Origin of the sequence: Pseudoxanthomonas sp., from assembly GCF_002863005.1 — a bacterium.
GTDB lineage: Bacteria > Pseudomonadota > Gammaproteobacteria > Xanthomonadales > Xanthomonadaceae > Pseudoxanthomonas_A.
Genome location: NZ_PKDG01000008.1, coordinates 111,586 through 134,857, shown reverse-complemented (window position 1 = coordinate 134,857; position 23,272 = coordinate 111,586). Strand labels below are relative to the sequence as shown.

The 23,272-nt window shown below is 68.2% G+C and carries 20 protein-coding genes; 18 read left to right on the top strand and 2 right to left on the bottom strand.

What is annotated here, in order from left to right:
* Positions 1-260: 260 nt before the first annotated feature.
* The 15 genes from mraZ to lpxC all read left to right on the top strand — a co-directional run bounded on the left by mraZ (position 261) and on the right by lpxC (position 16,979).
* Positions 261-707 (top strand): division/cell wall cluster transcriptional repressor MraZ, encoded by a 447-nt coding sequence (gene mraZ, locus CYU89_RS01735; RefSeq protein ID WP_296278484.1) that lies wholly within the window; start codon positions 261-263, stop codon positions 705-707.
* Positions 704-1,672, top strand: coding sequence for a 16S rRNA (cytosine(1402)-N(4))-methyltransferase RsmH (rsmH, locus tag CYU89_RS01730; protein ID WP_296278483.1), 969 nt, complete (start codon positions 704-706; stop codon positions 1,670-1,672). Before mraZ ends, rsmH begins: the two co-directional genes overlap by 4 nt.
* Positions 1,669-1,932: a cell division protein FtsL gene (ftsL, locus tag CYU89_RS01725; RefSeq protein ID WP_296278482.1), complete on the top strand. Its 264-nt coding sequence runs from the start codon at positions 1,669-1,671 to the stop codon at positions 1,930-1,932. The genes rsmH and ftsL overlap by 4 nt, the downstream gene beginning before the upstream one ends.
* Complete coding sequence (locus CYU89_RS01720) at positions 1,929-3,776, top strand: penicillin-binding transpeptidase domain-containing protein (protein WP_296278481.1); 1,848 nt, start codon at positions 1,929-1,931, stop codon at positions 3,774-3,776. The genes ftsL and CYU89_RS01720 overlap by 4 nt, the downstream gene beginning before the upstream one ends.
* A complete protein-coding gene (locus CYU89_RS01715) occupies positions 3,773-5,257 on the top strand; it encodes a UDP-N-acetylmuramoyl-L-alanyl-D-glutamate--2,6-diaminopimelate ligase (protein ID WP_296278480.1) in 1,485 nt (494 codons plus the stop codon). The genes CYU89_RS01720 and CYU89_RS01715 overlap by 4 nt, the downstream gene beginning before the upstream one ends.
* The gene (murF, locus tag CYU89_RS01710; RefSeq protein ID WP_296278479.1) at positions 5,254-6,633 is read left to right on the top strand and encodes a UDP-N-acetylmuramoyl-tripeptide--D-alanyl-D-alanine ligase; all 1,380 of its coding nucleotides are present in this window, start codon (positions 5,254-5,256) and stop codon (positions 6,631-6,633) included. Before CYU89_RS01715 ends, murF begins: the two co-directional genes overlap by 4 nt.
* Complete coding sequence (mraY, locus tag CYU89_RS01705) at positions 6,623-7,708, top strand: phospho-N-acetylmuramoyl-pentapeptide-transferase (RefSeq protein ID WP_296278478.1); 1,086 nt, start codon at positions 6,623-6,625, stop codon at positions 7,706-7,708. The genes murF and mraY overlap by 11 nt, the downstream gene beginning before the upstream one ends.
* A complete protein-coding gene (gene ftsW / locus CYU89_RS01700) occupies positions 7,708-9,021 on the top strand; it encodes a putative lipid II flippase FtsW (RefSeq protein ID WP_296278477.1) in 1,314 nt (437 codons plus the stop codon). The genes mraY and ftsW overlap by 1 nt, the downstream gene beginning before the upstream one ends.
* A gap of 23 nt (positions 9,022-9,044) precedes the next feature.
* Positions 9,045-10,115: an undecaprenyldiphospho-muramoylpentapeptide beta-N-acetylglucosaminyltransferase gene (gene murG / locus CYU89_RS01695; protein ID WP_296278572.1), complete on the top strand. Its 1,071-nt coding sequence runs from the start codon at positions 9,045-9,047 to the stop codon at positions 10,113-10,115.
* Entirely contained in the window at positions 10,115-11,566 is a 1,452-nt protein-coding gene (gene murC / locus CYU89_RS01690; RefSeq protein WP_296278571.1) for a UDP-N-acetylmuramate--L-alanine ligase, read from the top strand. Before murG ends, murC begins: the two co-directional genes overlap by 1 nt.
* On the top strand, positions 11,563-12,525 hold the full coding sequence (locus tag CYU89_RS01685; protein WP_296278476.1) for a D-alanine--D-alanine ligase: 963 nt from the start codon (positions 11,563-11,565) through the stop codon (positions 12,523-12,525). The genes murC and CYU89_RS01685 overlap by 4 nt, the downstream gene beginning before the upstream one ends.
* Positions 12,522-13,304, top strand: a complete 783-nt coding sequence (locus CYU89_RS01680; RefSeq protein ID WP_296278475.1) for a cell division protein FtsQ/DivIB — start codon at positions 12,522-12,524, stop codon at positions 13,302-13,304. The genes CYU89_RS01685 and CYU89_RS01680 overlap by 4 nt, the downstream gene beginning before the upstream one ends.
* A complete protein-coding gene (gene ftsA / locus CYU89_RS01675; RefSeq protein ID WP_055940270.1) occupies positions 13,301-14,536 on the top strand; it encodes a cell division protein FtsA in 1,236 nt (411 codons plus the stop codon). The genes CYU89_RS01680 and ftsA overlap by 4 nt, the downstream gene beginning before the upstream one ends.
* Positions 14,537-14,622: 86 nt before the next feature.
* Positions 14,623-15,849: a cell division protein FtsZ gene (ftsZ, locus tag CYU89_RS01670; RefSeq protein ID WP_296278474.1), complete on the top strand. Its 1,227-nt coding sequence runs from the start codon at positions 14,623-14,625 to the stop codon at positions 15,847-15,849.
* A 215-nt stretch (positions 15,850-16,064) separates the two neighbouring features.
* Positions 16,065-16,979, top strand: coding sequence for a UDP-3-O-acyl-N-acetylglucosamine deacetylase (gene lpxC / locus CYU89_RS01665; RefSeq protein ID WP_296278473.1), 915 nt, complete (start codon positions 16,065-16,067; stop codon positions 16,977-16,979).
* Positions 16,980-17,180: 201 nt separating this feature from the next.
* Here the strand turns inward: lpxC and CYU89_RS01660 are convergent, their stop codons facing one another.
* A complete protein-coding gene (locus CYU89_RS01660) occupies positions 17,181-17,648 on the bottom strand; it encodes a DUF721 domain-containing protein (protein WP_296278472.1) in 468 nt (155 codons plus the stop codon).
* 8 nt (positions 17,649-17,656) lie between these two features.
* Between CYU89_RS01660 and CYU89_RS01655 the strand changes: the two genes are divergently transcribed.
* The 3 genes from CYU89_RS01655 (at position 17,657) to CYU89_RS01645 (ending at position 22,595) form a co-directional block, all read left to right on the top strand.
* The gene (locus CYU89_RS01655; RefSeq protein WP_296278471.1) at positions 17,657-18,607 is read left to right on the top strand and encodes a M23 family metallopeptidase; all 951 of its coding nucleotides are present in this window, start codon (positions 17,657-17,659) and stop codon (positions 18,605-18,607) included.
* Between the two features lie 171 nt (positions 18,608-18,778).
* Positions 18,779-21,529, top strand: coding sequence for a preprotein translocase subunit SecA (secA, locus tag CYU89_RS01650; protein ID WP_296278470.1), 2,751 nt, complete (start codon positions 18,779-18,781; stop codon positions 21,527-21,529).
* Positions 21,530-21,644: 115 nt separating this feature from the next.
* Positions 21,645-22,595: a Nudix family hydrolase gene (locus CYU89_RS01645; protein ID WP_296278469.1), complete on the top strand. Its 951-nt coding sequence runs from the start codon at positions 21,645-21,647 to the stop codon at positions 22,593-22,595.
* Between the two features lie 46 nt (positions 22,596-22,641).
* Here CYU89_RS01645 and coaE read toward each other — a convergent pair whose 3' ends face one another.
* A complete protein-coding gene (gene coaE / locus CYU89_RS01640; RefSeq protein WP_296278468.1) occupies positions 22,642-23,259 on the bottom strand; it encodes a dephospho-CoA kinase in 618 nt (205 codons plus the stop codon).
* Between the last annotated feature and the right edge of the window lie 13 nt (positions 23,260-23,272).

Genomic DNA, 23,272 nt, shown 5'->3' with positions numbered 1-23,272 from the left:
CGGGATGTGAAACGACGGTCACCTCACTGAATCGTCCCTCAATCTCAAAATTTGAGACGAAACAGCAACTTGTGGATAAGGCTTGAACAAGTCTCTGAAGTTTGCTGCAAGCCATTGATCCGCCAAGTGATTTAGGCGGTCGTTTCCTGTTGACAACCCTGTGTGCGCTGCTAAGGTGGGCAACAGAGGGAAAACCGGGTTTTCAGTGGTTTTTCGTGGTTCAATTGATCGCTCATTCGCGTGTCGGGAAGGCAGGGGCAGTGTTTCAGGGTGAGACCGCCATCACAGTGGACGACAAGGGACGGCTCGCGGTGCCCACCGCGTACCGTGACCTCGTCGCGCGCGAGTGCGGCAATCGTCTGGTGATCACCTACAACCCCTTCGAGGGCGGCAGCCTCTACCTGTACCCCGAGAAGGTATGGCAGCGCGTCCGTGATGAGGTCAGCAAGCTGCCCAGCACCCAGAAGGCGCACCGCAGCCTGCAGTTGAAGCTGATCGGCGCCGCGTCGCCGGTCGAGCTGGACGGCAACGGCCGCATCAGCATCCCGGCCAGCCATCGCAGCGCGGTGGGAATCGAGAAAAAGGCCGTGCTGCTCGGCATGGGCGAGAAGTTCGAACTCTGGAGCGAACAGGCGCACCACGCGCAGATCCGTCAGTCCCTCACCGACGACGATCTGAGCGCACACATGCTCGAGCTGCGCTTGTGAGCAAGGGTGACGGCAAGCGGCAGTCCGCGCCGGCCGATCACCTCCCCGCGCTGCACTTGCCGGTGTTGTACACGCAGGTCATGGAAGGGCTGCAGGTGAAGGAGGACGGAACATATCTGGACGGCACCTTCGGGCGTGGAGGCCACGCGCGCGGCGTGCTGCAACACCTCGGCCCGGGAGGCCGGCTGCTGGTGATGGACAAGGATCCCGAAGCGATCGCCCATGCCGAACGGATGTTCGCGGGCGATGCGCGCGTGTCGATCTTCCGCGGCAGCTTCGCGTCCCTGGCAGCATGGAATGAAACCGCGGCCGGCCTGGCCGGCGTGCTGCTGGACCTGGGCGTGTCCTCGCCGCAACTCGACGTGGCCGAGCGCGGCTTCAGCTTCGGCAAGGACGGTCCGCTCGACATGCGCATGGATCCCGAATCGGGCGAAAGCGCGGCCGAGTGGATCGCGCGCGCCGACGAGCGCGACATCGCCGACGTGCTGTGGACCTACGGCGAAGAGAAGCAGAGTCGCCGCATCGCGCGCGCCATCGTCGCCCGTCGCGCCACGCAGCCCTTCATGCGCACCGCCGACCTGGCAGGCGTCATCGCCTCCGTGATGCCGCGCGGGGAGAAGATCCATCCCGCCACCCGCAGCTTCCAGGCGATCCGCATCCACATCAACCGCGAGCTGGCGGATTTGGAAGCGGGTCTCGATGCGGCCCTCATGCGCCTGAAAGTCGGCGGCCGGCTGGCTGTCATCAGCTTCCATTCGCTGGAAGACCGCATCGTCAAGCAGTTCATAAACCGGCACGCCAAGGCGCCGCCGGCCAACCGCCGCCTGCCGGTGGCGCTGGACTTCACGCCGACCCTGCGCGCCATCGGCGGCGGGCAGAAGGGCGAGCCCGACGAAGTGTCCTCGAACCCGCGTGCCCGCAGCGCCGTGCTGCGCGTGGCCGAGAAGCTGGAGGTGGCCGCATGAGCCGCTTCCTGATCGCCGTGCTGGTGCTGGCGAATATCGCCTCGGCGATCGGCGTGGTGTATGCACGCCATCGCCACCGCGTGCTGTTCGATGAAGTGACGCGGCTGGAGCGCGCACGCGACGAACTGAACGTCGAATTCGGTCGCCTGCAGCTTGAGCAGGCCACGGTCGCCGAAGCGACCCGGATCGACCAGATCGCCCGCGTGCGCCTGGGCATGAAGTCGCCGGAAGCGGCGGATATCGTGGTGGTGCGTCCATGAACGCCGCGCCGGCCAAGAACCGCAACCGCGCGCGCTTCAACCTGCGCGGCCGCCTGGCACTGGTGCTCGGCGCCATGGGCCTGTGTTCGATCAGCCTGGTCGGGCGCGCGGCGTACGTGCAGCTGATCAACCACGATTTCTACCAGCGCCAGGGCGATGCGCGTTTCCTGCGCGAGATTCCGATCCCGACCTCGCGCGGCATGATCACCGACCGCAACGGCGAGCCGGTGGCGGTGTCCTCGCCGGTGGAATCGGTATGGGGCAACCCGCAGGAACTGCTGAAGGCGCCCGACCGCCTGCCGGAACTCGCGCAGGCGCTGGGCGTGCCGCTCGACCACCTGACCAACCGCCTGTCGCAGAAGGCCGACAAGGAGTTCCTGTACCTCAAGCGCCGGATCAATCCGGACGAGGCGCAGAAGATCCTGGCGCACAAGATTCCCGGCGTGTTCTCGCAGCGCGAGTTCCGCCGTTTCTATCCGCAGGGTCCGGCGATGGCCCACGTGCTGGGCTTCACCAACATCGACGACCGCGGGCAGGAAGGCCTGGAGCTGGCCTTCGACGAGTGGCTCAGCGGTACGCCGGGTGCGCAGAAGGTGATCCGCGACAACCGCGGCCGCATCGTCGAGAACGTGGACCTGATCCGCTCCGCGCAGCCGGGCAAGGACCTGACGCTCAGCATCGACCGCCGCATCCAGTACCTGGCCCACCGCGAACTGCGCAATGCGCTGCTCGAGCACCAGGCCAGCAGCGGCTCGATCGTGATCATGGACGTCGCCACCGGCGAAGTGCTCGCGATGGTCAACCTGCCGACCTACAACCCGAACGCGATCGAGCGGGTGAAGCCGGATGCGCGCCGTAACCGCGCGCTGACGGACATGATCGAGCCCGGCTCGACGATGAAGCCGCTGACCGTATCGACCGCGCTGAAGGCCGGGGTGGTCACGCCGTCGACGCTCGTCAACACCAACCCCGGTTACATGGCGTTGAACAGCCGGTACACCATCCGCGACGTGCCGCGGAACAACGGTGTGCTGACCGTCACCGGCGTGATCACCAAGAGCTCGAACATCGGCTCGATCAAGATCGCGGAGAAGCTGCCCAACGCCTACTTCTACGAGAGCATCCACAGCTTCGGCTATGGCCAGAAGCCGGGCAGCGGTTTCCCGGGCGAGTCCGCCGGCATGCTGGCGCCGCCGGACCGCTGGAATGGCTTGCAGAAGGCGACCATGTCCTACGGCTATGGCCTGGCGGTGACGCCCCTGCAGATCGCGCGTGCCTACTCGGCATTGGGCAACGGCGGCAGGCTGGTGACGCCTACGTTCGTGAAGGGCCAGCGCAGCGAGGCGCCGCAGGTGCTGGACCCGGCGATCGCGCACGAGGTCGTCGGCATGATGGAAACCGTGGTGACGCAGGGCGGCGCCAAGCGCGCGGGCGTGCTCGGTTATCGCGTGGCCGGAAAGACCGGCACCGCGCGCATCGCGTCCGGTGGCGGGTACGCGAAGGGGCGCTACGCGTCGTTCTTCGCCGGTCTGGTGCCGGCCAGCAATCCGCGCTTCGCCGCCGTCGTGGTGATCAACGACTCCCAGGAAGGCGGCTACTACGGTGGCCTGGTGGCCGCGCCGGTCTTCCATGACGTGATGGACGGGACGCTGCGCCTGATGGACGTGCCGCCGGACGACATCGAGGCGTGGCTCGCCGCGCAGGCGAAGAACGCGGGCAAGCAGGACGGCGGCGTGCCCGCACCGGCACCGGCGCCGGTCCCCGACGATGCCGTCGACACGATGGATCCCTCCGCTTTCGATACCCCGCATGCAGCGGCGCCGGCCACGGGGGCCACGCGATGAGGCGGATGATGGCGCTCGCCGAACTGCTGCCCGACGTGGATGTGCCGCGCGACATCGTGGTGCGTGGCCTGACCCTGGACAGCCGCAGCGTGCAGCCCGGCGACGCGTTCGTCGCCATTGCCGGCTTCGGCGCGCATGGCCTGAACTTCGCCGCGCAGGCGCAGGACAACGGCGCGAGCGCGATCCTGTTCGAACCGCCCGTACCCGATGGCCTGGAAGCGCCGCGCGACGCGATCGCCGTTCCCGGGTTGCGCATGCGCATGGGCACCATGGCCGACCGTTTCCACGCCGCGCCGTCGCACGACATGAAGATGGTCGGCGTCACCGGCACCAACGGAAAGACGTCTACCGTACAGCTGCTGGCGCAGGCCTGGCACCTGCGGGGCGTGCGTTGCGCGACCGTCGGCACCCTCGGCGCCGGCATGTACGGCGAAGTGGTGCCCACCGGTTTCACCACGCCGCTGGTGTTGCAGATGCATGCGCTGCTCGCGCAGTTCCGCGATGCCGGCGCGAAGGCGGTGGCGATGGAGGTCAGCTCGCACGCGCTCGACCAGGGGCGCGTGGACGCGGTGCATTTCGATGTCGGCGTATTCACCAACCTGACGCGCGACCACTTGGACTACCACGGCGACATGGAGCGCTACGGGGCGGCCAAGGCACGGCTGTTCTCGCGCGAAGGCCTGAAAGCCGGCGTCATCAACCTCGACGACGCCTACGGCCGCGACCTGTTCGCGCGCCTGCCGCATGGCGTGCAGCGCATCGGCGTCAGCTCGCGCGGCCAGGCGGACGCGAGCGTGCGGGCAGACGCGCTGCGGCTGGATGGCAACGGCATCGCATTCGACCTGATGGTCGGCGACGACGTGCAGGCGGTGCAGTCGCGGCTGCTGGGGCGCTTCAACGTGGACAACCTGCTGGCCGTGGTCGGCGCGCTGCACGCACTGGGCGATACCCCCGCCGACATCGCACGCACGCTGTCGCGGCTGGCGCCGATCCACGGTCGCATGAACCGGCTCGGCGGCGACAGCGACGCGGCAGGCCAGCGTCGCCCGCTGGTCGTCATCGACTACGCGCACACGCCCGACGCGCTGGAACAGGCGCTGGCCAGCCTGCGCGACCACGTGCAGGGGAGGTTGTTCTGCGTGTTCGGCTGCGGGGGCGACCGCGACACCGGCAAGCGCCCGCAGATGGCCGCCATCGCCGAGCGCCTGGCCGACGTGGTGCTGGTCACCGACGACAACCCGCGTACCGAAGACGGCGACCGCATCGTCGCCGACATCATGGCCGGCTTCGCGACCCCGGGCGCGGTGCTCGTGCAGCGCGACCGCGCGCAGGCGATCGCACGCGCGGTCGCGCTGGCCGGACCCGACGACATCGTGCTGGTGGCCGGAAAGGGCCACGAGCCCTACCAGGAAATCCATGGCGTGAAGCATCCGTTCGACGACACCGCCGTGGCGCGCCAGGCGCTGGAGGACCGTCGATGAAGCGGCTTCCCTTGTCCCTGCTGGCGCACTGGGCGGGCGGCGAATTGCTGGGCGACGATCTGGTGATCGGTTCGCTGACCCACGATACCCGCACGCTGGTGCCGGGCAGCCTGTATGTGGCGCTGCGCGGTGAGCGCTTCGACGGCCACGATTTCGCCTACGACGCGGCCATGCGGGGCGCCGCCGCGGTACTCGTGGACCATGAAGTGAAGGTCGAGGTGCCGCAGGTGGTCGTGCCGGATACGTTGCTGGCGCTGGCGCGGATCGCGGCCGGCCTGCAGCGCGACCGCGTGGAGAAGACGGTGGCGATCACCGGCAGCAACGGCAAGACGTCGGTGAAGACGCTGGTGGTGTCGATCCTGCAGCGCGCCGGCGTCACCTACTTCAATCCGGGCAACCGCAACAACGAGATCGGCCTGCCGATGGCCGTGATCGACGCGCCGGACGATGCCGACTTCTCGGTGTACGAGATGGGCGCGGGCAAGCCGGGCGACATCGCCTATCTGACCGACATCGTCACGCCCGAAGTGGCGCTGGTGAACAACATCGCCGCCGCACACCTGGAACGGCTCGGCTCGCTGATGGGCGTGGCCGAGACCAAGGGCGCCATCTACGAGGCGCTGCCGGCCGACGGCACGGCAGTGATCAATGCCGACGATGCGTTCGCCGAGTACTTCGCCAGCCGGGTGCCGGACCGCCGCATCCTGCGCTTCGGCCTGGAAGCGACCGCCGACCTGACCGCGCGCGACATCCGCGCGACCGATGATGGTTCCGACTTCGTGCTGGTGGCGCCGCACGGCGACGTCGCGGTGCAACTGCACCTGCCCGGTCGCCACAATGTGCTCAACGCACTGGCCGCCGCCGGCATCGCGATGGCCTGCGGCGTATCGCTGGCGATCATCGCCGAGGGCCTGTCCGCTGCGCAGCCCGTGGCGGGCCGGCAGGTCGCGCGCACCTTGCCGAACGGCGCAGTGGTGATCGACGACAGCTACAACGCCAATCCCGGTTCGCTGGTGGCCGCCATCGACACCCTGGCGGCGGCGAGCGCGCAGGCCGGCGGTGAGGGCTGGCTGGTGCTGGGCGACATGCGCGAACTGGGCGACGACGCCGAAGCGCTGCACGCCGACGCCGGTCGTCGTGCCAAGGCTGCCGGCCTCCGTCGTCTCTATGCGCTGGGACCCCTCAGCGCGGCCGCGGCCGCCGCATTCGGCGAGGGCGCGCAGGCCTTCCAGGACCACGCCTCGCTCGCGGCCGCCTTGCGCGCCGATCTGCGAACGGGCGTGCGCTGCCTGGTGAAAGGGTCGCGCGGCAGCGCGATGGACCGGATCGTCGCCGCCTTGTTGTCCACCGGGGAGGACACACCGCATGCTGCTTGAACTGGCTCGCTGGCTGCAGAGCCTGGAAAACTTTTTCGGCCTGTTCGGCTACCTGACGTTCCGCGGCATCCTGGCTGCACTGACGTCGTTGGCGCTGTCACTGTGGCTGGGCCCGGCGGTGATCCGCAAGCTGGGCCAGCTGAAGGGCGGGCAGCCGATCCGCACGGACGGTCCGCAGTCGCACTTCTCCAAGGCCGGCACGCCGACGATGGGCGGTGCGCTGATCCTGATGACCGTGCTGCTGTCGGTGCTGCTGTGGGGCGACCTGCGCAACAAGTACGTGTGGGTGGTACTGCTGGTGATGCTGACCTTCGGCGCCATCGGCTGGTACGACGACTGGATCAAGATCGTCAAGCGCGACCCCAACGGCCTGAAGTCGCGCTGGAAGTACCTGCTGCAGTCGATCTTCGGCCTGGCCGCGGGCCTGTACCTGTACCTGTACGCCGACGTGCCGGCGGCGACGACCTTCTACGTGCCGTTCTTCAAGTCGATCGCGCTGCCGCTGGCGGGCATCGGCTTCGTGGCCATCGCCTATTTCTGGATCGTCGGTTTCTCCAATGCGGTCAACCTGACCGACGGCCTCGATGGCCTGGCGATCATGCCGACGGTGCTGGTGGCGTGCGCGCTGGGCGTGTTCGCCTATGCGTCCGGCAATGCGGTGTTCTCCAGTTACCTGCAGATTCCGCCGGTGCCGGGGGCGGGCGAGCTGACCATCATCTGCGCCGCCATCGCCGGGGCCGGGCTCGGCTTCCTGTGGTTCAACACCTATCCCGCCATGGTCTTCATGGGCGACATCGGCGCGCTGGCGCTGGGGGCCGTGCTGGGCACCATCGCGGTGATCGTGCGGCAGGAGCTGGTGCTGGTGATCATGGGTGGCATCTTCGTCATCGAGACGCTGTCGGTGATGATCCAGGTGGCGTCGTTCAAGCTGACCGGCAAGCGCGTGTTCCGCATGGCGCCGATCCACCACCATTTCGAACTGAAAGGCTGGCCGGAGCCGCGCGTGATCGTGCGCTTCTGGATCATCTCCGTCGTGCTGGTTCTCGTCGGCCTGGCCACGTTGAAGGTGCGCTGATGAACGACGCGCCGCGCCAGGCCACGCGACTGGAAGCCATCGGGGGCCGTTTCGACCCCTGGCTGCTCGGCGCCATGCTGGCGCTGGCGTCGCTGGGCGTGGTGATGGTCGCGTCCGCGTCGATCTACCAGCACGGCAATCCGTTCTACTACCTGATCCGCCACGGCATGTTCCTGGTGGCGGGCGCGGGCCTGGCGTGGTGGGTGACGCGCACCGAACTGAAAAGCATCGAGGCGCGCAACCAGGTGTTGCTGCTGGGCTGCGTGGTGCTGTTGCTGCTGGTGTTCGTGCCGGGCCTGGGCGTGAGCGTGAAGGGCGCGCACCGCTGGATCAACCTGGGGGTGTCGAACTTCCAGGTGGTCGAGGTGGTGAAGGTGTTCTTCATCGTCTGGCTGGCCAGCTACCTGGTACGTTTCCGCGACGACGTCAGCGCGACCTGGAAAGCCATGCTCAAGCCGTTCGGCGTGGCGCTGACCCTGGTCGCCCTGTTGCTGCTGCAGCCCGACTTCGGCTCATCCACGCTGCTGCTGGCGATCACCGCCGGCATGCTGGTGCTCGGCGGCGTGAACATCCTTCGCATCGTGCTGCCCGGCATCGGCCTGGTCATGATGCTGGCGATGCTGGCGGTGGCGGCGCCGTACCGCCTGCGCCGCATCACCTCGTTCACCAATCCCTGGGACGATCCGTTCGGCAGCGGGTACCAGCTGACCAATGCCCTGATGGCGATCGGGCGCGGCGAATGGAGCGGCATCGGCCTGGGCGGTTCGGTGCTGAAGCTCAACTACCTGCCGGAAGTGCATACAGACTTCATCTTCTCGGTGATCGGCGAGGAGCTCGGCTTCGTCGGCGTGTGCCTGGTGATCGCGCTCTATGCGCTGCTGGTCGGCCGCGCCTTCGTGATCGGCCTGCGCTGCGTCGAAATGCGTCGCCACTTCGCCGGGTACGTCGCCTTCGGCGTGGCGCTGTGGATCGGCATGCAGAGCTTCGTCTCGATGGGCGTGAACCTGGGCCTGTTGCCGACCAAGGGCCTGACCCTGCCGCTGATCTCGTCGGGCGGGTCCAGCATCCTGATGACCTGCGTGGCGATGGGCCTGCTGCTGCGCGTGTCGTACGAACTGGAACGCACGCAGCGCCAGGTCGCCTTGCGTGGCGAGGCCGCGCAGGGCGCCGGCGAGGCGCCGCGGGCGCCGGCCGAGCCGCGTCCCGCCAGCCCCGCACTGGCGACCGCTGCCGGCGTCTCGCTGTCGCAGACCCTGCGCGGCACCAGCCGCCTGCACGCGCGCGTCGAGCCGACGTTCGAGAGGCTGGCATGAACGCGCCGATGCATGCCCCCGTGATGATCATGGCCGGCGGAACCGGCGGCCACATCTTCCCCGCGCTGGCCGTGGCGAAGGTGCTGCGCGCGCGCGGCGTGCCGGTGGTCTGGCTGGGCGCCGATGGCGCGATGGAAACGCGCCTGGTGCCGCAGCACGATATTCCGCTGGATACGCTGGCCATCAGCGGGTTGCGGGGCAAGGGCAAGCTCGCGCTGCTCGGCGCGCCGGTCCGCATCCTGCGCGCGATCCGCGCCGCCGGTTTCGTATTGCGTCGCCGGGTGCCGCGCGCCGTGGTGAGTTTCGGCGGCTTCGCGGCAGGTCCCGGGGGCGTCGCCGCGCGCCTGATGGGCGTGCCCCTGATGGTGCACGAACAGAACCGCGCGGCCGGATTCACCAACCGCATGCTGGTGAAGGTCGCTCGCCGCGTGATGACGGGCTTTCCCGGCGCCTTCCCGGCGCGCGAGGAAGTCGTCGGCAATCCAGTGCGCGACGAAATCGCGGCATTGCCCACGCCATCCGAACGCCTGGCCGGCCGCGGCGGTCCGCTGCGCGTGCTGGTGCTGGGTGGAAGCCAGGGCGCGCGTGCCTTGAACCTGGCGGTACCGAAGGCGATCGCGGCGTTGCCGCCGGGCAGCCTCGAAGTGCGCCACCAGTGCGGCGAAAAGCTGCGCGATGAAGCTGCAAAGGCCTATGCGGATGCAAGCGTGGCGGCCAGCGTCGAAGCCTTCATCACCGACATGGCGGCGGCGTATGCGTGGGCCGATCTGGTGGTCTGCCGCTCCGGCGCTTCCACGCTCGCCGAGCTGTGCGCGGTCGGCGTGGGCAGCGTGCTGGTTCCGTTCGCGCAGGCTGTCGACGACCACCAGACCCGCAATGCCGAATACCTGGTCGAGCGTGGTGCGGCCGTGCTGCTGAAGCAGGACGACACCTTGGCCGAAACCCTGACGGCGGCGCTGCGCCCGCTCATCGCCGAGCCCGGCAAGCGCATGGCGATGGCGCAAGCCGCGCGCGCACTGGCCAGGACCGATGCGGCCGACCGCATCGCCGACATCATTCTCGAGGAAGCCATTGAAATGAGGACGCAGGCATGATGATGGCTGCTGCACGCGAGCGCCGCCTGCAACACACCGGCAACCTGGCCAAGGAGTTCCGCCGGGTGCACTTCGTCGGCATCGGCGGCTCCGGCATGAGCGGCATCGCCGAAGTGCTGTGCACGCTGGGCTACGAAGTCTCGGGTTCGGACAACGCCGACAACGCCGCGACCCGTCGGCTGGCGTCGCTGGGCGCGCGCGTCATGCGCGGCCACAACGCGTCCAACGTGCTGGGCACCGACTGCGTGGTGGTGTCCAGCGCCATCAAGCACGACAACCCGGAGCTGATGGAGGCGCGCAGCCAGCGTATCCCGATCGTGCCGCGTGCCGCCATGCTCGCGGAACTGATGCGCTTCCGCCGCGGCATCGCCGTCGCGGGCACGCACGGCAAGACCACCACCACCAGCCTCGCCGCGGCCGTGCTGAGCGAAGGCGGCCTGGACCCGACGTTCGTCATCGGTGGCCAGCTGCTCGCCGCCGGCGCCAACGCCAAGCTCGGCGACGGCCAGTGGCTGGTGGCCGAGGCCGACGAAAGCGACGGCAGCTTCCTGCGCCTGAATCCGCTGATCTCCGTCGTCACCAACATCGACGCCGATCACCTGGAGAACTACGGCAACGACTTCGAGCGCGTGAAGGCGGCGTTCGCCGAGTTCCTGCAGCGCCTGCCGTTCTATGGCCTGGCCGTGCTGTGCATCGACGATCCGGAAGTGGCCGCCATCGCGGCGGACACGCCGCGCCACGTGATGAGCTATGGCTTCGCCGAGAACGCCGACGTGCGCGCCGAGGACGTCGAGCAGGAAGGCGGTCGCATGCACTTCACCCTGCGCCTGCCGGAGGACGCCAGCATCCGCGTCAGCCTGGCGCTGCCCGGCCGCCACAACGTGCAGAACGCGCTGGCGGCCGCCGCGATCGGCTGGCAGCTGGGCGTTTCGCCGGAGAACATCGCGGCCGCGCTGGAGAAGTTCGCCGGCATCGGCCGCCGCTTCAACGACCTCGGCGAAATCACCACGTCGCAGGGCGCGCGCGTGCAACTGGTCGACGACTACGGCCATCACCCGAAGGAACTCGCCGCCGTATTCGCCGCCGCGCGTGGTGGCTGGCCGCACAAGCGCCTGGTCGTCGCGTTCCAGCCGCACCGTTACAGCCGCACGCGCGACCAGTTCGATGCGTTCGCGGCCGTGCTGTCGGAAGCCGACGCCCTGGTGCTGAGCGAGGTCTATCCGGCCGGCGAACAGCCAATCGCCGGCGCCGATTCGAAGTCGCTGGCGCGTGCGATCCGTGCCCGCGGCCGCAACGAGCCGGTGGTGGTCAGCCAGGTCAGCGACCTGGTCGACGTGCTGCCCGACGTCCTGCAGGACGGTGATCTGCTGCTGCTGATGGGTGCCGGCGACATCGGCCACATGTCGCAGCACATCGCCGCGCACGGATTCACCGGCAAGGACACCGCATGAACGACCTGACCGTTCCGCCGCTGCGCATCACCGATGCTTCGCGCTTCGGCCGTGTAGCCGTGCTGCTGGGCGGCGCGTCCAGCGAGCGCGAGGTGTCGCTCAACTCCGGGCGGAACGTGCTCGACGCGCTGCTCGCGCGCAGCGTGCAGGCATTCGCCGTCGACGGCGTGCCGGCGCTGATCGAAGCGATCCGCGCAGGCAAGGTGGACCGCGTCTTCAACATCATGCACGGCGGCGATGGAGAGAACGGCGTGCTGCAGGGCCTGCTGCAATCGCTCGGCGTGCCGTACACCGGCCCCGGCGTGCTGGGTTCGGCGCTGACGATGGACAAGATCCGCACCAAGCAGGTGTGGCAGGCCGCGGGTCTGCCCACTGCGACGTTCGTGCGTATTCCGGCCGGTGGCGATCTGGTCGCCGCAGTGCGCACGCTGGGCTTCCCGGTGTTCGTGAAGCCGTCGGCCGAGGGGTCGAGTGTCGGCGTGTTCCAGATCACGGGCGAAGACGACCTGGCGCCCGCCGTGGCCTTCGCCTCTTCGTATCCTGGCGAACTGCTGGCCGAGCAGATGCTGACCGGTGGCGAATTCACCGTCGCCATCCTCGGTGATCTGGCACTGCCGTCGGTGCGCATCGTGCCGGCGAAGGGCTGGTACGACTACCACGCCAAGTACATCGCAGAGGACACGCAGTACCTGTGCCCGGGCCTGGACGACGCCGGCGACGAAGCGCGCATCCGTGCGCTGGCGCTGGACGGCTTCCGCGCCGCGGGTTGCACCGGCTGGGGCCGCGTCGACGTCATGCGCCACGCCGACGGCCGCTTCCTGCTGATGGAAGTGAACACCGCGCCCGGCATGACCAGTCATTCGCTGGTACCGAAGGAAGCCGCGCAGGTCGGCATCGGTTTCGAAGAGCTGTGCTGGCGCATCCTCGAGCAGACGGTGCCGGAGGTGGCGGGCCGATGAACGCCGCCCTGCGCATCCTGACGTGGCTGCTCGCGCTGGCGCTGGTCGCGCTGCCGGTCGTCGCCGTCGTCAACGGCTGGATCGGCGCCGACCGGTGGCCGCTGAGCAAGCTGCGCGTGCAGGGCGAACTGGCGCGCGTCGATGCGGCGCAGCTGCAGGCTGCGGTGTTGCCGCACGCGCGGCGCGGCTTCTTCGCCGTGCGGCTGGAAGACGCCAAGCGCGCTGTCGAACAGTTGCCGTGGGTCGAACGCGCGGATGTCCGCAAGCGCTGGCCCGACGTACTGGAAGTGCGCATCACCGAACACAAGCCGTTCGCGCGCTGGGGCGACGACAAGCTGCTGTCCGAACACGGCCGCCTCTTCCCGATGCCGAAGGAGCTTACCGGCCTGGACCTGCCGCAGCTCGGCGGCCCCGAGTCGCAGGTGCAGGAAGTGACCGCGCTGTACAACGAATCGCGCCAGCTGTTCGCGCCGATGGGCCTGGACGTCACCACGCTGGTGATGGATGCGCGCGGCAGCTGGTCGCTGCTGCTGGGCAACGGCACGCAGGTGGTGGTCGGCCGCGCCGACGCGCGTCCGCGCCTGGGCCGTTTCGCACGGATGCTGCCGCAGCTGCTCGCCACCCAGGCGCAGCCGCTGGTGCGCGCCGACCTCCGCTACACCAACGGGTTCGCGCTCAGCTGGGGCGAGGCGCCGAAGGCGCCGCCACCGGCCGCGACACCGACTCCATTGCCTGCGCCGATCGCGGTCGCGGGTCGTCTTCCGCAGGGCATTACATGAATCGCAAGGGTGACAAATCGCTGATCGTCGGGCTGGACATCGGCACCTCCAAGGTGACGGCGCTGGTCGGCGAGTACGCGCCGGGCAATCCGATCGAGGTGATCGGCATCGGCTCGCACGAATCGCGCGGCCTGAAGCGCGGCGTCGTCGTGGACATCGAATCCACGGTGCAGTCGATCCAGCGCGCGATCGAGGAAGCCGAGCTGATGGCCGGCTGCGAGATCCGCTCGGTCTACGCGTCGATCTCCGGCAACCACGTGCAGTGCCGGAACTCGCCCGGCATCGTGCCGATCCGCGACGGCGAAGTGACCTGGGGCGACCTGGACCGCGTGCTGGAGGCGGCCAAGGCGGTCGCGATCCCGGCCGACCAGAAGATCCTGCACGCCATTCCGCGCGAGTACAAGCTGGACAACTCGCAGGAAGGCATCCGCAATCCGGTCGGCATGACGGGCGTGCGCTTGGAGGTGGACGCGCATCTGGTGTTCTGCGCGCAGTCGGCGGCCGCCAACATCAGCAAGTGCGTGCAGCGCTGCGGCCTGCAGATCGATGACCTGATCTTCTCCTCGCTGGCCTCCAGCGTCGCCGTGCTGACCAGCGACGAGCGCGAACTTGGCGTGGTGCTGGTCGACATGGGGGCGGGCACCACCGACCTGGCGGTGTTCGTGCAGGGTGCGATCTGCCACACGGCCTCGCTGCCTATCGCCGGCGACCAGGTCACCAACGACATCGCGCACATGCTGCGCACGCCGACGCCGGAAGCCGAACAGATCAAGGTGCGCTACGCCTGCGCGCTGGCCCAGCTCGCCACGGCCGAAGAAAGCATCCAGGTGCCGAGCGTGGGCGACCGCCCGCCGCGCCGCCTGCCGCGCCACGCGCTGGCGCAGGCCGTGCAGCAGCGCTACGAGGAGATCTTCGAGATGGTGCAGGCCGAACTGCGCCGCTCCGGTTTCGAAGAGCGCGTGCGCGCCGGCATGGTGCTGACAGGTGGCGCCGCGAAGATGGAAGGCGTCGTCGAGCTGGCGGAAGAAATGCTGCAGATGCCCGTGCGCGTCGGCATCCCGCAGCACGTCACCGGGCTGGGCGAAGTGGTCGGCAACCCGGTGCATGCCACCGGCGTGGGCCTGCTGCTGATGGGCAGCCAGATCGAACATCCCCGGCGTCCGTCGTTGCCCACGGGCAAGGCGGGCAGCTGGTTCAAGAAACTGCAGAACTGGTATCGCGGCGAGTTCTGAGTGAGGCGACATCCTCCGCGAAGTTGAAGGCGTCACGACGTTCGTTCCACCCAGCACCACATAACTAAATAAACGAGGACAAGGACATGGCACATTTCGAACTGGTTGAAAAGATGGCCCCGAATGCGGTGATCAAGGTCGTGGGCGTGGGCGGCGGCGGCGGCAACGCCGTGGCGCACATGGTCAACGGCAGCGTGGACGGCGTTGAGTTCATCACCGCCAACACCGATTCGCAGGCGATCAAGAACTGCGGCGCCAAGCTGCAGCTGCAACTCGGCAGCAACGTCACCAAGGGCCTGGGTGCGGGTGCGAATCCGGAAGTCGGCCGCCAGGCCGCACTGGAAGACCGCGAGCGCATCATCGACGCGCTGGACGGCGCCGACATGGTGTTCATCACCGCCGGCATGGGCGGCGGCACCGGTACCGGCGCCGCGCCGGTCGTGGCACAGCTGGCCAAGGAGATGGGCATCCTGACCGTCGCCGTGGTCACCAAGCCGTTCCCGTTCGAAGGCCGCCGCCGCATGCAGGTCGCGCTGAAGGGCATCGAGGAACTGAGCCACCACTGCGATTCGCTGATCACCATCCCGAACGAAAAGCTGATCACCGTGCTGGGCCGCAACGCGACGATGATCCAGGCCTTCCGCGCCGCCAATGACGTGCTGCTCGGTGCGGTGCAGGGCATCGCCGACCTGATCGTCCGCCCGGGCCTGATCAACGTCGACTTCGCCGACGTGCGCACCGTGATGAGCGAGATGGGCCTGGCCATGATGGGCACCGGCAGCGCCCGCGGCGACGACCGCGCGCAGGCCGCCGCCGAGGCCGCGATCCAGAACCCGCTGCTGGACGACGTCAACCTCAACGGTGCCAATGGCATCCTGGTCAACATCACCGCCGGCCCGGACTTCACGATGGCCGAGTTCGACGAAGTCGGCCGCACCATCGAGGGCTTCGCTTCGGAAGACGCGACGGTCGTGGTCGGCACCGTGCTCGATCCGGACATGCAGGACGAAGTGCGCGTGACCGTGGTCGCCACGGGCTTGAACCGCAACGCCGCCCGCCAGCCGGTCGGCCGTGGCGGCGACCTGCGCGAGCCGATGCGCGCGCCGATCAAGCTGGTCCGCGACGCCACAACCGGCATGCCGATCGACGACGGCTTCTCGATGGATCCGATCAGCGCCGCCACCAGCGGCCTGGGCCTGCGCCGTGGTTCGGCCTCGCCCGCGCCGTCGGCCCCCGCGTCGGCACCCGTCGCAGCGGAGCTGCCGTCCGACTACCTGGACATCCCGGCGTTCCTGCGCCGCCAGGCGGACTGATCACGCAACACCCTCCCCGCAAGGGGAGGGGCCGTATCGCAGCATCGCCCTGTCCTTTTGCTGCCGGACCTTCACCGGTCCGGCAGCCCTTTCCCGACGGCGCTACCAGGCCGTTGTTGCAGGCGTGGGACAGACCGGTTCTTCCGTTAAGATTCAGTGGCCTACGTGATATTCTCGCTGCCCCCTCAGGTTCCCCCCACCTGCGATCCCCTCCGATGGCCCAGCAACGCACCCTCAAGAACGTGATCCGCGCGACGGGCGTGGGGCTGCACAGTGGCGAAAAGGTCTACATGACCCTGCGCCCGGCCCCGGCGGATACCGGCATCGTGTTCCGGCGCGTCGACCTGTCGCCGGTGGTGGAGATTCCCGCGAGCGCCGATCTGGTCACCGAGACCACGCTGTGCACGGGCCTCACCTGCGAAGGTGCGAAGGTGCAGACCGTCGAACACCTGATGTCGGCGATGGCCGGCCTCGGCGTCGACAACGCATACGTTGAACTGTCCTCGGCCGAGTTGCCGATCATGGACGGCTCGGCGGGTCCGTTCGTGTTCCTGATCCAGTCCGCCGGCATCGCCGAGCAGGACGCGCCGAAGCGCTTCATCCGCATCCTGCATACGGTGGAGGTCACCGACGGCGACAAGGTGGCGCGCTTCGAGCCTTACGACGGCTTCAAGCTGGGCTTCACGGTCAAGTTCGACCACCCGATGATCCCGGCGTCGCAATCGCGCGCAGAGGTGGACTTCTCCACCGGCGCGTATGTCAAGGAAGTCGCACGTGCACGCACGTTCGGGTTCATGCGCGACCTGGAATACATGCGTGAGCGCAACCTCGGCCTCGGCGGTTCGATGGACAACGCCATCGTGCTCGACGAGTTCCGCGTGCTGAACGAAGATGGCCTGCGCTACACGGACGAATTCGTCCGCCACAAGATCCTGGACGCCATCGGCGACCTCTACCTCGCCGGCCGCCCCATCCTGGGCGCCTACGAGGGCTTCAAGTCGGGCCATGCACTCAACAACAAGCTGGTCCGCGCCCTGCTTGCCCAGACCTCGGCGTGGGAAGAAGTGACGTTCGAAGACCGTACCGCGCCGTCGCCGGTCACGTACGCGGCCCCCGCCCTGGCCGTCTGAGACCTCCGTCCCGTCGGGACGGTGAATCCGTTGTCGCCCGGTTTCCCACCCCCGTCACGCGTGCGCGCGCGATTCGTTACGCCTTCGCGAAACTGTGACCTCGATCAGGAAATGGGCCCGGAAATAACGCAACCTTAACTTCTGGCTAACGCTCCGACCAGCGGTGGCCGGTACCATGCCCCGTCCCTCGTGATGGCCGAGTCAATTTTTCCGCCGACCACGATGACTGCCGCGATCGGCAGGCGTACCGGCGGAGTCCGGTTCGGACAGGAGGTCGAGGGCCGCTTGCAGCCCTTTGCGGGACGCCTCCGATACGGGTACGACCGGGTTCTGCGCAGGCTTGATGACCGACGCGGGGCTTGTCTTGGCGGTGACTTCGGTGACCGCCAGTCCGATGGATTGGGCCACGTTGATCAATTCGGGTGCCGCCAGGCGAAGCCGGGCGTTCCACACGGGGGAGTCGACGATAAAAACGAGCCGCTTGCCCGCCACGTTCGCCAACCGGCAATGCGGCGCGAGGGCAGGCGGAAGGCAGGGGCGAAGCTGCTGTTCCAAGGCGTCGAGCCACATGGCACGACGCACCGGGTCGGTGGCGGCATCCGTCAGGGCAGCCTGCAGGGCAGGTTGCGCGATGCCGGCGCGGCGCGGCTTGGACTTCGAATCAGACATCGGTATCTATGAGCTTTAAGACCATCGTAAACAATTCGCGTACCTGGTGGGCCCATGCGTCCGCCCATGGCGCCTATCGCATCCGCCTCGCGTTCCACGCACGTCCGCTGGCCAGTGCCGCGGTGCTGGTCGCCGCCGGCCTGCTGGTCGGCGCCGCCGGACGCAGCGCTGCCGGCATGGCCCAGGTGTCGCTGCTGCAGGCCAAGGCCGAGCAGCGCGATACCGAACTGGACCAGGTCCGTCGCGGCGCGCAGCAGGAAATCAACGCCATGGCCGCGCGCCTGGGCGAACTGCAGGCGCAGGCCAATCGGCTCAACGCGCTGGGCGAGCGGCTCACCCGCGTGGGCCAGCTGCAGGACGGCGAGTTCGACTTCAACGAGCCGGTCGGCGTCGGCGGCAACGACGTGTCGTTCGACATGAAGCCTGCCGACCTGAAGGACGGCGTGGACAAGCTAGAGCAGCAGTTCGCCGCCTCCGGTCGCCAGTTGTCTGTGCTGGAAGCGCTGCTGTTCAACCGGGAGCTCGACAAGAATGCGACTCCGGGCCGCATGCCGATCGCCAACAGCTACATCACCTCCGGTTTCGGCGGTCGCGCCGATCCGTTCGGCGGCGGCGGCCAGAACCACAAGGGCATCGACTTCAAAGCGCGTGTGGGCGATCCGGTGCTGTCGGTGGCCGATGGCGTGGTCAGCTTCGCGGGCGTGAAGGGTGGCTACGGTAACGTGATCGACGTGGACCATGGCAATGGCTACGTGACCCGCTATGCGCACAACTCGCGCCTCAGCGTGCGTGCGGGCGACCTGGTGCGCGTGGGCCAGGAAGTGGCCAAGGCCGGCTCGACGGGCCGCTCCACCGGCGCGCACGTGCATTTCGAGGTGTGGGAGAACGGGCGCGTGGTCAATCCGCGCAAGTTCCTGGGCGAAGGCCCGACGCCGGTCGGGCAGGTCAAGCGCGGCTGATCCGCGCGGAACCAATCGGGGGCGGGGCGGTCTGACGGCCCGCCTTGATTCCCCGGGCGGCGCCCCAAGCTACAATACGGTGTTGCCAGACAGGGCGCCTTGCGCCCTGTTTCGTTTTGGGGCCGCACACGCTGCGCCGCCCCGGCGTCCTTTTCCTTTCCGGTTCCCTACATGATCAACAACCTGCTCACCCGTGTCTTCGGCAGCCGCAACGAGCGCCTGCTCAAGCAGCTGCACCGCACCGTCGACAAGATCAACGCGCTGGAAGCAGAGCTGCAGAAGCTCACCGACGAGCAGCTGAAGGCGAAGACCCCGGAGTTCCAGCAGCGCATCGCGGGCGGGGAATCGCTCGACAAGATCCTGCCGGAAGCCTTCGCCGTCTGCCGCGAGGCCAGCCGCCGCGTCCTGGGCATGCGCCACTACGACGTGCAGCTGATCGGTGGCATGGTGCTGCACCTGGGCAAGATCGCGGAAATGCGCACGGGTGAAGGCAAGACGCTGGTCGCCACGCTGCCCACCTACCTCAATGCGCTGGAAGGCAAGGGCGTGCACGTCGTCACCGTGAACGACTACCTGGCCCGCCGCGACTCCGCATGGATGGGACGCCTGTACAACTGGCTGGGCCTGAGTGTGGGCGTCGTCTACCCGGGCATGCCGCACGGCGACAAGCAGGGCGCCTACGCCGCGGACATCACCTACGGCACCAACAACGAGTTCGGCTTCGACTACCTGCGCGACAACATGGCGATGTCGCGCGCCGACCGCTTCCAGCGCGGCCTGCACTACGCCATCGTCGACGAAGTCGACTCCATCCTGATCGACGAGGCCCGCACCCCGCTGATCATCTCCGGCCCGGCCGACGAATCGCCGGAGCTGTACATCCGCGTCAACCGCATCGTGCCCCAGCTGATCAAGCAGGAGAACGAGGAAGCCGAAGGCGACTACTGGGTCGACGAGAAGGGCAAGCAGGTGCACCTGTCCGAAGCGGGCATGGAGCATGCTGAGGAACTGCTGCTGCAGGCCGGCATCATCAGCGAGGAAGAGCCGCTGTACGGCGCCAACAACCTGTCAGTCGTGCACCACCTCAATGCCGCCCTGCGCGCGCATGCCATCTACCAGCGCGATGTGGACTACATCGTGCGCGATGGCGAAGTGGTCATCGTCGACGAGTTCACCGGCCGCACGCTGGCGGGTCGCCGCTGGTCCGATGGCCTGCACCAGGCGGTCGAGGCGAAGGAAGGCGTGCCGGTGCAGCGCGAGAACCAGACGCTGGCCAGCGTGACGTTCCAGAACCTGTTCCGCATGTACAACAAGCTGTCCGGCATGACCGGTACGGCGGATACGGAAGCCTTCGAGTTCCAGAGCATCTACGGGCTGGAAGTCATCGTCATCCCGACCAACCGCCCGACCGTGCGCAAGGATTCGCCCGACCAGGTCTTCCTCAACCGCCAGGGCAAGTTCAAGGCGGTGCTGGCCGACATCCAGGACTGCTACCAGCGCGGTCAGCCGGTGCTCGTCGGCACGACGTCGATCGAGACGTCGGAAATGCTGTCCGACTTCCTCAACAAGGCCGGCGTGCCGCACGAAGTGCTCAACGCCAAGCAGCACGAACGCGAAGCGCACATCGTCGCGCAGGCGGGTCGTCCGGGCGCGATCACCATCGCCACCAACATGGCCGGCCGCGGTACCGACATCGTGCTGGGTGGTTCGCTGGAAGCCGAATACGACGCACTCGGCGAAGACGCCGATGAAGCCGCCCGCGCGGCGGTGAAGGCCGAGTGGCAGAAGCGCCACGACGCGGTGAAGGCGGCGGGCGGCCTGCACATCGTCGGCACCGAACGCCACGAATCGCGCCGCATCGACAACCAGCTGCGCGGCCGTTCGGGCCGCCAGGGCGATCCGGGTTCGTCCCGCTTCTACCTGTCGCTGGAAGACAACCTGATGCGCATCTTCGCCTCGGACTGGGTCCAGAAGGCGATGAAGCTGATCGGCATGAAGGAAGACGACGTCATCGAGGACAAGCTGGTCAGCCGGCAGATCGAGAAGGCGCAGCGCAAGGTGGAAGCGCACAACTTCGACATCCGCAAGAACCTGCTCGACTTCGACGACGTCAACAACGACCAGCGCAAGGTGATCTACGCCCAGCGCGACGAACTGCTCGATGCGGAGTCGGTGAAGGACAACATCGACGGCATCCGCGGCGACGTGGTCGCCGAGACGGTGGGGCGCTTCGTGCCGCAGAACTCGGTGGACGAGCAGTGGGACCTGCAGGGCCTGGAACGCGAGCTCGGCGAGGAAATGGGCATCGACCTGCCCGTGTCCCGCTGGCGCGAAGAGGCCGAGGAACTCGATGCGGAGATGATCGAGCGCCGCGTGCAGGACGCCATGGACCAGCATTTCGCCGACAAGGAAGCGGCGATCGGCGACGAGACCATGCGTGCGCTGGAGAAGCACATCATGCTGACCGTGCTCGACAAGAACTGGAAGGAACACCTCGCGCGGATGGATTACCTGCGCCAGGGCATCCACCTGCGCGGCTACGCGCAGAAGCAGCCGAAGCAGGAATACAAGAAGGAAGCCTTCGAACTGTTCTCCAGCATGCTGGAGCGGGTGAAGAGCGAAGTCGTCACCCTGCTGTCGCGCGTGCGCATCCGCAGCGAGGAAGAGGTCGCGGCGCTGGAAGCGCAGGAACGCGCGATGGCCGAAGCGCAGGCCCGGCAGATGCAGTTCCAGCACCAGGATGCGGGCGGGTACAGCGCCGGCGAGGAAGCCGCGCAAGCACAGCGCCAGGCGGAGCAGGGCGGTTACATGCAGTCGGGCCCGATGCCGGCGCAGCGCGACACCCCCAAGGTGGGCCGCAACGACCCGTGCCCCTGCGGCAGCGGCAAGAAGTACAAGCACTGCCACGGCCAACTGGACTGAGGCATCGCCTTTCGCCTGGCGGAAAAGCCGCGCACTGCGCGGCTTTTCTTTTTGCGGGTCCGGGCATCGGCGCGCCTATTTGCGTCTACCTGCCGGTTCCCGGCAAGCTTCCTCCATGCCCACCCCGTTGCGTTCCATCCATGTCATGGCCGCCGTCATCACCGACGCGCGCGGCCGCATCCTGCTCGCCCGCCGGACCGAGGGGCGCGACCTGGCGGGACGCTGGGAATTCCCCGGCGGCAAGCAGGAGCCCGGCGAGAGCCCGGAGGAGGCGCTGGTGCGCGAATTGCGCGAGGAACTCGGCATCGAGGCACGCGTGGGCGAGCCCATCATCAGTGTGCCGCAGCAGTACCCCGACAAGCGCCTGTGCCTGGACGTGCGGCACCTGACCGGCTGGACCGGCACCCCGCGCGGGCACGAGGGGCAGGCCCTGGCATGGGTCGCGCCCGACAAGCTGGCGCGCTACGACATGCCGCCCGCCGACCGCCCGGTGGTCGCGGCCCTGCTGCAGCCCGACCGTTACCTCGTGACGCCGGAACCCGCCGATCCGTCACGCTGGCTGGCCGCGCTGGAGCAAGCCCTGTCGAACGGTATCCGTCGCGTGCAGGTGCGCGCGCGCAGCCTGTCGGGCGAGGCGTGGAAGACGCTGGCGCGAGATGCTGTCGCGCGTTGCCGTGATGCCGGAGCAGCGGTGCTGCTCAATGGCGACATCGAGCTGGCGCAGGAACTGCAGGCCGGCGTGCACCTGCGTGCCTCGCAACTCGACGCCCTCGCGGCGCGGCCCTTGCCGGACGGTCTGCCAGTGGCGTCGTCGTGCCACACGCCGGACGAACTGCAGAAGGCGCAGGCGCTGGGGTGCGATTTCGCCGTCGTGGGCAGCGTGCATCCGACTCCCAGCCATCCCGGCGGCCAGGCGATCGGGTGGCAGGGGTTCGTCCACCGGCGCGAAGGCGTGTCGTTGCCGATCTACGCCATCGGCGGCATGGGAACCGCCGACATCACCGAAGCCCGGCGGCATGGCGCACAAGGCATCGCGGCCATCCGCGGACTGTGGCCCATGACATAGCGCATCGCGGGCATGGCCCGCTCCTACAAAGCTGTGCGGCGGGAGACTACGGGGTGGCGTTGGCCAGGGCGAGGTAGCGCCGATGCAGGGCGTCGGCGGCATGTTGCAGGTGGTGCAGGTCGCCATCGTTGACGACGATGTCGTCGGCGAGGGCCAGGCGGTCGGCGCGGGTGGCCTGGGCCGCCATCATCCTGTCGGCCAGGGCGGCATCGATGCCATCGCGCTGCATCAGGCGCACCTTTTGCACGGCGGCGGGGGTGTCGACCACCAGGATGCGGTGCAGCCACGGGTAGCTGGCGCGGCCGCCGCCCTCGGTGAGCAGGGGAATCACGGCGATGGCGTACGGGCTGGTGGCCTGCTGGCAGATCGCCTGCAGGCGGATCCGGATGGCGGGGTGGAGGATCGCTTCCAGCGCACGGCGCTCTTCCTCGTTGCCGAAGACGCGCGCACGCAGGGCTGCGCGGTCGAGCTGGCCATCGGCCCGCAGTACGTCGGGGCCGAACCGCTCCACCACCGCCGCAAGGGCGGGGGCGCCCGGCTGCACCACCTCGCGCGCCAGCAGGTCGGCGTCGGCTACCACGATGCCGTGGGTGGCGAAGGCTTTTTCCAGCGCACTCTTGCCCGAGGCGATGCCGCCAGTCAGTCCGATGAAGTAATCGCTCATGCGCGAAGTATGG